The organism is Chitinophaga nivalis, assembly GCF_025989125.1.
GTDB classification, from domain to species: Bacteria; Bacteroidota; Bacteroidia; order Chitinophagales; family Chitinophagaceae; genus Chitinophaga; species Chitinophaga nivalis.
On the sequence record NZ_JAPDNR010000001.1, the window covers coordinates 3,928,460 to 3,941,426 of the forward strand.

A 12,967-nucleotide genomic window follows, 5' to 3' on the forward strand; every position below is an offset into this window, starting at 1 on the left:
CACATTCACAACATGGCTTTTTTCATCGTTTTTCTTTGTATCCTGATATTGATTTTGTTACTCACCTGGGGGAAGATGAATGCCTTTGTGGCCTTCCTCCTGGTATCTATACTGGCGGGGTTGCTGCTCGGCATCCCGGCCAATAAAATTCCAGGGTCCCTGCAAAAGGGCATCGGTGATACGCTTGGGGGCCTGGTGTCTATTATTGCACTGGGTGCCATGCTGGGGAAACTGGTCGCGGAAAGCGGGGCTGCCCGGCAGATTGCCAATACCCTCATGCGGGTTTTCGGCCCTAAATATTTGCAGTGGGCGTTGCTCATTGCCGGTTTTATTATCGGTATTCCCTTGTATTACGGCGTTGGTTTTGTGCTGATGGTACCGCTTATTTTTTCGGTGGTATATCAGTATAAATTGCCGGCAGTATATATTGGTTTGCCTACCCTGGCAGCATTATCTATTACCCACGGTTTCTTACCGCCACATCCTTCGCCGGCAGCGCTGGTAACCCAGTTTCATGCAGATATGGGACTTACCCTCATCTATGGATTACTGGTGGCTATTCCTGCTTTGCTGGTAGGCGGGCCGTTTTTTGCCCGTTACCTGAAAAATATTCCTACGGCGCCGGCTACACTTTTTAAGTCCGATGCTACACCGGATACGCAGGTGCCTGGCAGTGCCAACAGCTTTCTGACGGCATTGCTGCCGGTTATTTTGTTGGTGCTCATCACGGGATTGCAGTACCTGTTGAAAGACAGTACGCCTGCCTGTAAGCAGTTCATGGCTTTTGCCGGAGATGCTACTGTGGTGATGCTGTGCTGTTTGCTGGTGGCTACTTTTTCGCTGGGTGTTTTACAGCAAAGGAGTATCAAAAGTGTTATGCAGGTGTATGCAGACGCTGTGAAAGATGTGGTAATGATTCTGCTGATTATCGGCGGGGCAGGCGCGTTGAAGCAGGTGTTGGCAGATAGTGGCGTGAGCGAACAGATTGCCGTGGTGATGCAGTCGTGGCATATTCCGGTATTGATACTGGGATGGCTGACGGCGGCGCTGATCCGCGCCTGTATCGGTTCTGCTACCATTGCAGGGATTACTGCAGCGGGTATGATTCTGCCTTTAATGGTCCGGGAACAGGTAGATCCCAATCTGATGGTATTGTCTGTAGGTGCCGGCAGCCTGATGTTTTCGCATGTGAATGATGCCGGCTTCTGGTTGTTCAAAGAATATTTTAACCTCAGTATCAAACATACTTTTTTATCCTGGTCTGTCATGGAAACTATCGTAGGCGTAATGGGCCTGATAGGTGTATTGATACTGGATTACTTCCTGTAATTGAATTTTTTTTATCAGTAATTTTAAATCATCGAAAAATGGAAAACACTAACAACGCAGAAGAAAAATTTGCCGCCCTGGGGTTGGAATTACCACCGGCGCCGGCGCCATTAGGAGTATACAAACCTTTTCTGATTGATGGCAAGTACCTGTATCTTTCTGGTCATGGTCCGGTACAACAGGACCGTTCCCTCATCATCGGCCGTATCGGAGATGCACTGGATATGGAACAGGGCAAGTTGTCTGCCAGACAGGTAGGTTTAACGATGTTGTCTACCATCAAAACCCATGTGGGTAGTCTCGATAAAATAAAAAGAGTGATCAAGGTATTGGGCATGGTGAACTGTACGCCTGATTTTGAACGTCATCCTTATATCATTAATGGTTGCAGTGAACTGTTTGCAGCAGTATGGGGCGAAGAAAATGGTATTGGTGTAAGAAGTGCTGTGGGCTTTGGTTCTTTACCGGATAATATTCCAGTGGAAATAGAAGCATTGTTCGAACTGTACTGATAAATCCCGGCAGTAAATGACAGACGGCTGACTGGCTGGTACAGAATTCAGGGAAAATATTTACTTTCCCTTAAAATATGGAGCAATGCAAAAGCCGGATGGTAATAAAGATATGCGATTGGCCGCTTTCGGGGAGTTCCTGTTAAGACTGCACAGCAACAGTGGTAAACGGTTTCAGCAAACGGATGGCTATACGGCCTATTACGCGGGCGCAGAAGCCAATGTATGTGTGTTGCTGGCCAGACTGGGAATTCCGGTGGATTATATTACCCGTGTACCGGATAATGATATCGCTGCCGCAGGTATACAACAGTTGAGGAGTCAGGGTGTGGAGACCAGTAAAATACAATACGGCGGTCATAAGCTGGGATTGTATTTTACGGAATCCGGTAATCATATCCGTCCGGCAAGGGTAATTTATGACCGCACAGGTACCGCCTTTGATTCGTTGCAGCCCGGCGATATGGATTGGAAAAGTATTTTACAGCATACGCACTATTTCCATTGGTCGGGTGTAGCGGCTGCGTTGTCGGACAGTGCGGCGGCAGTTTGCGCGGAAGCGCTGACGGCTGCCCGGGAAGCGGGCCTGATTATTTCGGCTGACTTCAATTACCGGACTACCTTATGGAAATATGGTAAACACCCACAGGCAGTGATGCCTGCGTTGTTGCAACACAGTGATATTGCCGTGGCAGATCTGGATGCGGTGCAGGTATATTACGGTATCACTACCGATCCGCAGTTGCCCGTTGCAGAAAGATTCCGGCAATGTTTTACCGCGTTGCAGCCACATATGCCCCGGCTGAAAACACTGGGCATGAGTTTCCGTAGAACAGAAGGGAATCAGCTATGGTATTCCGGCGCACTGGCACATGCCGGTGATTTTTATTTTTCCAAAGGCTTTGCCCTGTCACATGTTACAGACCAGATTGGTACCGGTGATGCTTTTACTGCAGGAATGTTGCATGGTTTAATGAGGGGAGAGGCGCCCCAGACGATCATTGATTTTGCCACTGCCTGCGGCACGCTCAAACAAAGTATTCCCGGCGATTGGGCAATCATCAGCAGGCAGGAAGTGGAAACCCTGATGACAAACGGCCTGTCAGGAAGAATAGTACGCTAAAAATTAAATACAACGATGTTTACGATAGATGCACATTTGGATCTCAGCATGAATGCGCTGGAGTGGAACAGAGATCTGCAGCAACCCGTTGCTGCCATCCGGGAGCGGGAAGCCGGCCTGACGGATAAGCCCGACCGGGCAAAAGGGGTAGTAGCCTTTCCGGAATTAAGAAAAGGAAATATCGGTCTGGTAGTCGCCACACAGATTGCCCGCTATGTGGCGCCGGATAACAAATTGCCGGGATGGCATTCGCCGGAACAGGCATGGGCCCAGACACAGGGACAGCTGGCCTGGTACAAGGCAATGGAAGACGCCGGCGAAATGGTGATGATCAAAGACCGCAAAGGACTGGAACAACACCTGCTGTTATGGAACGATGGTAAACCGAATGACGGTAAGCCAATCGGCTATATCCTGAGCTTGGAAGGGGCAGATTCACTGGTAACCCTTAAACACGTAGAAAAGGCTTATAATAAAGGTTTGCGGGCTATCGGGCCGGCACACTACGGACCCGGGCGTTATGCCAATGGTACGGATGCTACTGGTGGGCTGAAAGAACAGGGACGTGCGCTGCTGAAAGAAATGGAACAGCTGAACATGATCCTGGATGCCACGCACCTCTGCGATGATGCATTCTGGGATGCCATGGATCTCTATAACGGCGCTATCTGGGCCAGTCATAACAACTGCCGTACACTGGTAGATCATAACCGTCAGTTCAGTGATGATATGATCCGGGTGTTGATTCAGAAGGGTGCTGTTATTGGTGGTGCACTGGATGCCTGGATGATGGTACCGGGATGGGTAAGACAACAATCCACGCCGGAAGCGATGGGGTGTAACCTGGAGAAACTGGTAGACCATATGGATCATATCTGCCAGCTGGCAGGCAATGCGCTGCACGTGGGTATCGGTACGGATCTCGATGGGGCTTTCGGTAAAGAACAGTGTCCGTACGACCTGGAAACTATTGCTGATCTGCAAACCATTCCCGCCTTGCTGACGAAACGCGGCTATGCGGCAGCTGATATTGAAAATATCATGCATGGCAACTGGCTTCGTTTGCTGAGAAGTACCTGGATTGATTAACCCATCTTCCAAAAAAAATACCCGCACGCTGTGCCACTTTCCGGTTTGAAGGGAACAGCACTGCTTGCGGGTACAGATGGCTCCCGAAGATTTGCTTTATTTATTGGTGGCCGGCAACCCAGCCAGCTTTGCGGCCAGTTTTTCTCCTTTCAGATCCCGGCCAATGATGATGCCATTGGGATCTATCAGAAAATTCCGGGGAATAAATTCGATACCATATTGTTTGGCGACGGCGTTGTTCCAGCCCTGCAGATCAGATACCTGTGTCCAGGACAACTGATCGGTCAGGATGGCTTTTTGCCAGTCTGCCTTTTTATCTTTCCGGTCCAGTGAAACACCCAGTATGGTGAAGCCCTTGTCTTTGTAGGCGTGGTAGAGGCGTACCAGGTTGGGATTTTCTGCGCGGCAGGGACCACACCACGACGCCCAGAAATCAACCAGCACATATTTACCACGGAACTGCGATAATTTCACGGCTTTGCCTGTTGCATCCGGCTGTACGAAATCCGGCGCCGGGGCGCCAATGGCGGTTGTACGTGCGATGGTGATCTTTTGCGCGAGCAATTTCCCATCCGGACTTTGCCGCACGGCTGCCGGCAGTGTGCTGAAAACCGTTGCTACTTTTGCCGGATCCGGTGTATGCCGGATAATATCCTTTAATGCCTGCAGGCTGAAAAAAGGATCGCCTTCGTTGCTGATATATTCATATTGCAGCTGTTCCTGCAGCTTTACTGCCTGGGCATACTGTTCATCCAGCTGATCGCGGAAGGCAGGATCTTTTTGTTTTTCTTCCGGCGCATTCCGGTAAGCCGCGCTTACGGCCTGCATCAGCTGTTCCGGTTTTTCCAGATAAGTAGCATATTTGCGATAGGCGGTATTCAGCGGTGATCCGGTGATGGCAGCTGATTGTGGCGCATCTTTGACCTGTACCGTCATCCGGGTATTCTCCAGGTAGAAAGGCAATGTCTGTGCAGCCTGATAGGCAGAAACGATTGTCAGCGTGGCTTTCACGGGAGCGGCTACTTTTCCCTGCAACACAAATTTTCCATGCGCGCCCGTGGTGGAGTCGATGGTTTTTTCTTCCTTGCTGACAGCGTACTGCAGGTATACCTGGTAGGTAACCGTATCAGCAGGCAGTATGCCGCTGATCACGTAGCCGGGCTGTTGTGCCCATCCCCGGATGGGGAGGAGCACGCAGGCGGCGATGAGTGTATTGCGTAGGTTAATCATTCTGATCAGTAGGTTTTAAAGCCGGATTCGCATCAAATTCTGTTTGTGGAATCTGCAGGGTGAAACCGGCACTGTTGGCAGGAATGGTGAATACGGCGTTGGCCGGATGTCCGTTGCTTCTTACCAGCGGTGCGTTGGTACGTTTGATATCGAGGAAGCCGATACCAATTTCCCCAAACAGTTCTTTTCTTTTTTCCACCAGTATTTCTGCAATCAGGGCGGCGCCGGTAGCGTGTGACGGCGTGGCGGCAGGATCTCTGTTCTGCTGTACCGCAAAGAGTACATCGCCGGCAGTGGCGTCGTTCAGCCTGGCTTTGGCTTCGGCTTCTATCAGGTACATTTCCGGAGAGCGCATCATCACGATGTAATCCGAAAAGTTGGTAGTGGTACCGAATTTAATGGTTTTCCATTTGGCGAGGCCTACATAGGAAGCATCCGGATTCACGAACTTACTTCTTCTGATATCTGTGTCGGTAAACAATCTTACAAAGTTACTGTCTACAAAAAAGTTGAAGGGTCCGATGCCGGAGATGCCATAAAAAGTAGAAGGGGTGCCGTAATAAATGGTTTGATCCGGCGCCTGCGGGAAGCCCCACAATACTTCTTTTTTAGTAGCAAAGTCGGCGGTCATGGTAGCGGAAAGTTCAGCTGCATTCAGCGGATAGCCGGCTCTCGCCTGTTGTGAAGCGGTAATGGCTTTGGTGAGGAACGCAGGATCTTTCATGCCCAGCTCCAGGTATACCCGGGCCAGCAATCCATAGGCTACGTCCCGGTTGATGATATCCTTTAAACCGCCGTTCGCTCTTTTCACCGGCAGGTAAGTAACGGCATATTCCAGGTCGGACCGGATGAGGGCATACACTTCCGGCAGCGCCGCACGTGGGTGGCCGATGGTGGAAGCCGTAGTTGGTTCCGTATAAATCGGTAATCCGGGACCGCCGGGCAGTTCGCTGTAGGAGCGGGAAAATTCCCGTACCAGCTCAAAGTAGCACCAGGCGCGGAAAGCGCGGCCTTCGGCTTCCAGTTGCTGTTTGCTGCTTTCTGCCAGCTGGCTGTTATGTACGCCGCTGATCAGGTTGTTGGCCGAGTTGATGAAGCTGTAGAAAAAATCCCAGGTAAAGCTGCTCCTGCGGTAGGTAGCTGCCCGGTTCTCGTAGAGGTAATCGGTGTAATAGGTGTTGGCATTGGGTAAGGAAACATCTCCGCCTCTTACTTCGCGGGCCAGGTTTACCGATACAATGCCGTATACGTCGGAAGGAGAGCGCCATTGTGTTCGCAACAGGCTGTAGATACCATTGAAAAAGGCCCGTACACCGGCTTCTGAAGCAAATACTTCTGCCGGATCTACCGTATCGGTAGGCTTGGGATCGTCCAGGAAATTTTTGTTGCAACCGGTCACCAGCAGGGCTACCAGGCAACCTATATAACTGATATGTTGAAAGGTTCTTTTCATAAAATCGCTTTAATGAGATGGATTATAAACCAACGTTTACGCCTACACTGAATGTTTTGAATACGGAAGAACTGTTTCTGGTAGTACCGTCTATGTTCTGTTCCGGATCTGTTCCTTTTTTCGTACGGGACCAGGTGAAGATATTATCTGCCTGCAGGAAGATGCGGCAGGATTTAATCACCTGGTTCGTATAACCGGTTACGTGAGCCGGCAGCGTATAGCCGAGGGTGATATTCCGCAGGCGGATATAATCCCCGCTGAACAGGTTCCGGGTAGAAGCGTTTTCCCAGTCGTTCTGACCAAAGCCCAGTTTGGGTACGTCTGTTACATCGCCTGGTTTTTGCCAGCGATCCAGGATGTCGGTGCTGAGGGAGCTACCCAGTCTGGAGAAGCCGTGCATCAGGCGGATGTAGTCTGCATCCAGAATTTTACCACCAAAGGCATAGTTCAGCAGGAAAGAAAGATCAAACTGCTTGTAGCTGAAACTATTGCTTAAACCGCCGGTAATCGTTGGCAGCGCACTACCCTGATAAGATCTTCTGGCAGCGGGAGAACCCGGATTACTGCCGGAAGCAGGTATGGCCGCCAGCTGATTAACAATCACGGTGCCGCCCGGATTTTTCGGATCATCGGCATACCATTGTGGTTTACCATTGTCCGGGTTTACGCCTGCCCACTCGTAGATCCAGAAGGCAGCGTAGCTGTTGCCTACTTCCAGGCGTTTGTTGCCGGAAATGATGGCAGCCTGTGGCAGCGCCGTGATGCGGTTTTTCAAGGTAGTGAGGTTAAAGGAAGTCGACCATTTGAAATCTCCTTTCACCATATTCCGGCTGTTAATGGTAATTTCTATACCACTGTTGCGCAGCTTGCCGATATTGTCGGTAATACCGGTGATGCCTGTGGAAGTAGGGAAAGGCCGGGTGAATATCAGGTCAAATGTATTTTTGTTGTAGTATTCGAGGGAGAGATCAATCCGGTTGTTGGCAAAGGAGAGGTCCACTCCGATATTATAGGTACCGAGTTTTTCCCAGCTGAGATTGGGATTCCCCAGCAGGCTGTTGTAGATACCCGGATAGCTGAGATCATTATAACCAGTACCATAAGCGGTGATGTAGGGGAAGTATTCCGGGAGTGCCTGGTTGCCCAGCTCTCCGTAGGAAGCGCGTAGTTTCACCAGGTCAAAAACAGACTGGTGTTTCATGAAGTCTTCATTAGACAATACCCAGGAACCACCCACGGCATAAAATACGCCCCATCTTTTTTTGTTGCTCCATCTGGTAGAACCATCTGTACGGAGGGTTCCTTCAAAGAAGTATTTATCGTTGTAGCTATAGGTAATACGGCCCAGGTAACTTTCTATCCTGTTTCTGCTGGTAGCAGATTCGGAGGTTTCCTTGGAGGCGCCGGCACTTACTTCTTCCAGGCCGGATACTGGAAAGCCGGTGTTGCCTACGGCAGTGGTTTTGATATTCAGGTCATAGGCTTCCGCACTGGCCATTGCGCCGATGTTGTGCAGGCCGAAAGTTTTCTGGAAAGACAACATGTTGTTCCAGGTCCAGGAGCTGGTGAAGTTCGCATCTTTACGTACGCGGCCACCTACCGGAACGGCATCGCCGACAGTAGGGTTGGCATACAGCAGGGTGTTGGTGTTGAAGCGGTCTACCCCGATATTGGATTTGAATTTCAGGTAATCGGTGAAGGTGATTTCACCATAGGCATTCAGGGATGTTTGTAAGCCCTGGCCGGTGGTTTTATCGCGTTGCAGCAGGGATACCACGTTCATATTACCGGCGGCAGAAACGGGCCGGCTATGGTTGATGGTATTGCCTGGTACGGGATATCCGAAATCGTATATGGGTTGCTGTTTGTTGTCCAGTACAATTTCACCGGCATCGTTGCGCCGGTATAACGGATAGATGGACGACACCAGCCGCGGGAACTGTACCGCATTGTTATAGGTAGGGCCAGACTGCGTCGGGTTGTTTTCATTGCTGGAGGCAATGGTGGTATTGACACCGACTTTCAACCATTTTTTCAGATAGGCGTCGCCGTTAAAGCGGGTGGTGATACGTTTGTAGTTGGAGTTCCGTACCACCCCATCCTGATCGAGATAGTCTGCAGAAATATAGTATTTGTATTTGTCGCTGCCGCCGGATACATTGACGCCTACATTTTTGCGGCGGATGGCCGGGTTCCGGATTTCTTTTTCCCAATCGGTATCCCACAGCAGGGTAGCGCCGGATTTCAGGTTACCGTTTTCATCGATGGGATTGGCGACGTTGTAGGGATTGTATTTTAATCCGAACGTGTTTACGCCGGTGATCAGGTTATCGGAGGCATATTTACCCGGGTTGGCAATATTCTGGGAGATCGCATAGTTCTTTTGTGCTTCCCAGGCCAGTTTCATATAGTCTTCGGAAGATACGAACGCATATTCTTTGGTAGCGCGGGAAGAAAGCCCATAGCTGCCATACACGGTAATGGCCGGATCTTTGCCGCCACGACCTTTCCGGGTGGAGATGAGGATAACGCCGTTGGCAGCACGGGAACCGTATAAGGCGGCCGCGCTGGCGTCTTTCAGCACATTCATGGATTCCACGTCGTTGGGGTTGATGGTATTGATGTTGCCATCATAGGGAATACCATCTACGACCAGTAACGGAGAGGAGGAGGCGTTGATGGAACCAATACCACGGATACGGATCTCCGGTGCACTACCGGGTTGTCCGGAAGAATTGACAACGGTAACACCCGCTGCCAGGCCCTGTAACCCCTGGGTAACGCTGACAACCTGTTGTTTGGCCAGCTGTTCACCGGTTACGGCGGCAATGGCGCCTACCACGCTTTGTTTTTTCTGGGTACCATAAGCGATGACCACAATTTCATCCAGCTTCGCATTATTGATCTGCAGCCGGATCACGCCCAGGTTGCCGGCAGCATTGATTTCCCGGGGCAGATAGCCCACGAAGGAGATCACCAGTACGGCATCGGGCGCTACATCCGGTAATACAAAATCGCCGGTATTGTTGGTCGTGGTAGCCTGGTTACTGCCTTTTACTTTAATGGAAGCACCGGGGAGGGGAGTGCCCTGTTCATCGGTGACTTTCCCTCTTACTTCACGGGAAGCCTGGCTGGTACCCGGATGGGTGGCCGCGCGCTGTTTTACCAGTACAATTTTATCTTTCACCGTATAGGTCAGTTCCTGGTTGGCAAAACAGGCGGTCAGGGCTTCTTCCAGTGTCGCATTTTGCAGATTGATATCTACCGGTCTGGTGGTATTTAATAACGCCTGGTCATATACGAAATCGTAGCCTGTCTGTGTCCATATCTTTTTAAAGATGACCGGTATCGGTGTTTGTTTCTCCCGCAGGGTGATTCCCTGGGCATAAGTACGGGCGCTCACCTGTAAGGTGGCAGCGATCAGTAAAGCAACAGTTAGTTTCATCACCAGCAATAGTTTAGTTATGCCGCACGGAGGCTTGCATAAAATTTTAGTGTAAAATTTCATTCCTTGTGTTGATTTTTCAGGCCATGTTGCTGTGTGCTGCAGCATACCGTAACATAGCGGTTTGGTTGATTCTTGCGTTTCTGAACATTTATAAACGGATAGATCCGTGTAGCTGCCAGGGGCATTGGTGGCGCGCCTGGTGGTGGTAATTCGGTGCTTAATAACGGATAACCCTTTTTTCACCGATGTGTTGGTGGCACATCCGATGGGTTTCCTGCGACTGTTGCTGCTGTTTTTTTATGCTGTTACTATAATTGTTCTGCCTGCGATGGTAAAATGTACCTTGCCGGTAGCTTCCATGGCCGACAGTACTACGGACAGGTCTTTGTATAAAGAGATACGGCCGCCGAGCTGTAAATCGGGTGGCGTAGTCTTGTACACGATTTCCATATCGTACCATCTGGCAATGCGGTTCATGACCGTTTTAAAGTCTTCGTTGCCGAATACGAGATAGCCGGTTTTCCATGAAAAGGCTTCCGCTGCATCTACCGTGGTCAGTCTTACCGTTTCATCTGCGATGGCTTGTTGCCCCGGCTGTAAGATGGTGGTGGCGCCGGTTTTTACGAGACTGATTTTAACACTGCCGGTCAGCAGGGTGGTGGTGATGTTTTTCATCTCCGGATAGGCGTTCACGTTAAACAGTGTGCCCAGAACGGTGATAACTTGTTTGTCCGAAGCTACCAGGAAGGGTGCATCCGGATTTCTGCTGACATCAAAGCTGGCTTCTCCGGTGAGTTCCACTTTCCGCTCCCTGCCGGCGAACCGGGTGGGGAAACGCAGCGAGGAGGCCGCATTCAGCCATACTGTGCTGCCATCCGGCAGGTTCACCTGGTATTGGCCGCCGCGGGGCGTGGTAATGGTATGGTAAGTGATGGCACTGCCTTTATTATCGGAAGGCAGGATATGATATACCAGCTGGCCATCGGCTTTTTTGGTGATTTGTACGCCGGCCTGACGGGCAATTTCTCCGTTGGCGGCATCCGTGAGCGAAATACGGGTGCCATTTTCCAATATCAGGAAAGCCCGTTTGCCACCGGGCATAATGGGTGTAGCAGCTACCTGTCGGGTACCGGCAGCTGGTGGAGCCGCGGTACGATTAAGGTACAACAGGATACCTCCGGACGCAAACAGGAACATTGCTGCTGCGGCCGCCACGCGTGGCCATGGCCATGCCTTCCTGGTTTTGTCTTTGCGCAGCTGGATGGTCTGCCACATGTCCCGGTCGATACTATCCAGTTCGGCTTCAGACAAACCGGTATCAGCGGCTTCCGGTAACTGGTGAAACCAGTTGCGCAACAACAGCAGCTCTTCTTCGGTACATTCGCCCGCTCTGTATTTGGTCAGTAATGTTTGCGCATCTCTTTTTTGCATAGCTTAAAAACAAGGACTTCCAGTCGTCCTCCTGTAAACAAGACGGTTAAGTATTACGCAGGGGGTACGTCGTGATAAAATTTTTTTAAAAAAAAGATAACTATTCAGGAATGCAGTTGCCAGATCAGGTAAAGGAGTACACCCAGTCTGACTTTCAGGAGTTTCAGTGCTTTCTTCACCTGTTTGGTGACGGTTTGTTCGGAGATGTGCAGCCGGTCGGCAATCTCGCGGTGGCTTAGATGTGCCTTTCTGCTTAATTCAAATACTTCCCGCATTTTGGGCGGCAGGGCAGCGATTTCTTTTTCTATGAGCAGGGTAATTTCTTTTTCCCGTACCAGGTGGTCGGTGAGGATATTATCCTGATCCAGGAAGTGTTGCAGGGAAGTGAGGTACTGGTCGGCCACCTTTTTATGGGCAAAGAGATCCAGCGCCCTGTTGCGTACAGACCGGTACAGATAGCCTGCCAGCGAAGTTTGCATGGAGTAGGTATTACGCTTGTTCCACAGCTGTACAAAAATTTCCTGTACAATATCTTTGGCCTCTTCGGGGTCCTGCAGCTTTTTGCAGGCATACCCAAACAGCAGGCGGCTATAACGGCGATAGATCTCCGCAAAAGCCAGTTCACTGTCTGCTGCCAGCAGTGTTGCCAATTCAGGATCACTAAGCACGGTATAGTCTGTCATGTGTGTATTAAGCCCCTTTTGTTTGTACGATGGTGTGTATCAGTGCTGCCCCTGCATGGATACAAGTTATGCGCAACATTAGAACAATTTTCAGAAAAATTACAGCATTTATGTATTTATTGCTCGTCCTGGCGGCGGTATTTATCCGGTACGCGTTGGTTAATTGCTAAAATAGCGCTGTTTTTAGCAGCGGAAGATAGGAAATTATCAAGCAGGATAATGACAGGAGGGAAATTTGTTGATTTTTTGTATTATTACAGATATGAATCTAATCGGTAATGTTATCTGGCTCATCTTCGGCGGTTTCTTCGCCTTTCTCGGATATATGGTGAGCGGGTTGTTGATGTGTCTTACTATTATAGGCATTCCTTTCGGATTGCAGTGTTTTAAAATTGGTCTCTTTACGTTGATGCCTTTTGGCAGCCAGGTGCGGGATGTACCTGGGCCTACCGGTTGTCTGGCAACCATTTTCAATATCATCTGGATATTTACCGGCGGCCTCTGGGTAGCACTGAATCATTTATTCTGGGGGTTCATGCTGGCCATTACTATTATTGGTATTCCCTTTGCCCGGCAGCATTTCAAGCTGATGAGCCTCACTTTTGCTCCTTTCGGAAAAGAAATATACTAAGTCTTAACGGTTACTAACGCTATCGGTTATACGCTGAT

Annotated in this window: 10 protein-coding genes; 5 read left to right on the forward strand and 5 right to left on the reverse strand. The window is 50.1% G+C overall.

From position 1 onward, the window contains the following. Positions 1-12: 12 nt before the first annotated feature. From OL444_RS15660 to OL444_RS15675, 4 genes are all read left to right on the forward strand, one after another. Entirely contained in the window at positions 13-1,329 is a 1,317-nt protein-coding gene (locus OL444_RS15660; protein ID WP_264731855.1) for a gluconate:H+ symporter, read from the forward strand. 38 nt (positions 1,330-1,367) lie between these two features. Then, positions 1,368-1,841: a RidA family protein gene (locus OL444_RS15665; protein ID WP_264731853.1), complete on the forward strand. Its 474-nt coding sequence runs from the start codon at positions 1,368-1,370 to the stop codon at positions 1,839-1,841. A gap of 85 nt (positions 1,842-1,926) precedes the next feature. After that, positions 1,927-2,964, forward strand: coding sequence for a sugar kinase (locus tag OL444_RS15670; RefSeq protein ID WP_264731852.1), 1,038 nt, complete (start codon positions 1,927-1,929; stop codon positions 2,962-2,964). Between the two features lie 15 nt (positions 2,965-2,979). Continuing rightward, positions 2,980-4,053 carry a dipeptidase gene (locus OL444_RS15675; RefSeq protein WP_264731850.1) on the forward strand — a complete coding sequence of 358 codons (1,074 nt, stop codon included), beginning with the start codon at positions 2,980-2,982 and terminating at the stop codon, positions 4,051-4,053. Positions 4,054-4,149: 96 nt separating this feature from the next. On the opposite strand, the gene OL444_RS15680 is transcribed toward OL444_RS15675, so the two are convergent. The 5 genes from OL444_RS15680 to OL444_RS15700 form a co-directional block, all read right to left on the reverse strand. Continuing rightward, positions 4,150-5,283 carry an AhpC/TSA family protein gene (locus OL444_RS15680; protein ID WP_264731848.1) on the reverse strand — a complete coding sequence of 378 codons (1,134 nt, stop codon included), beginning with the start codon at positions 5,281-5,283 and terminating at the stop codon, positions 4,150-4,152. After that, on the reverse strand, positions 5,276-6,736 hold the full coding sequence (locus OL444_RS15685) for a RagB/SusD family nutrient uptake outer membrane protein (RefSeq protein ID WP_264731846.1): 1,461 nt from the start codon (positions 6,734-6,736) through the stop codon (positions 5,276-5,278). Before OL444_RS15685 ends, OL444_RS15680 begins: the two co-directional genes overlap by 8 nt. A 22-nt stretch (positions 6,737-6,758) precedes the next feature. Further along, complete coding sequence (locus tag OL444_RS15690) at positions 6,759-10,181, reverse strand: TonB-dependent receptor (RefSeq protein WP_264731844.1); 3,423 nt, start codon at positions 10,179-10,181, stop codon at positions 6,759-6,761. Positions 10,182-10,481: 300 nt separating this feature from the next. Beyond that, the gene (locus tag OL444_RS15695) at positions 10,482-11,615 is read right to left on the reverse strand and encodes a FecR family protein (protein WP_264731842.1); all 1,134 of its coding nucleotides are present in this window, start codon (positions 11,613-11,615) and stop codon (positions 10,482-10,484) included. 104 nt (positions 11,616-11,719) lie between these two features. Further along, positions 11,720-12,298 (reverse strand): RNA polymerase sigma factor, encoded by a 579-nt coding sequence (locus OL444_RS15700; protein WP_264731840.1) that lies wholly within the window; start codon positions 12,296-12,298, stop codon positions 11,720-11,722. A 262-nt stretch (positions 12,299-12,560) separates the two neighbouring features. Here OL444_RS15700 and OL444_RS15705 point away from each other — a divergent pair, with 262 nt between their 5' ends. Next, positions 12,561-12,929 carry a YccF domain-containing protein gene (locus OL444_RS15705; protein ID WP_264731838.1) on the forward strand — a complete coding sequence of 123 codons (369 nt, stop codon included), beginning with the start codon at positions 12,561-12,563 and terminating at the stop codon, positions 12,927-12,929. The last annotated feature ends 38 nt before the right edge of the window (positions 12,930-12,967 follow it).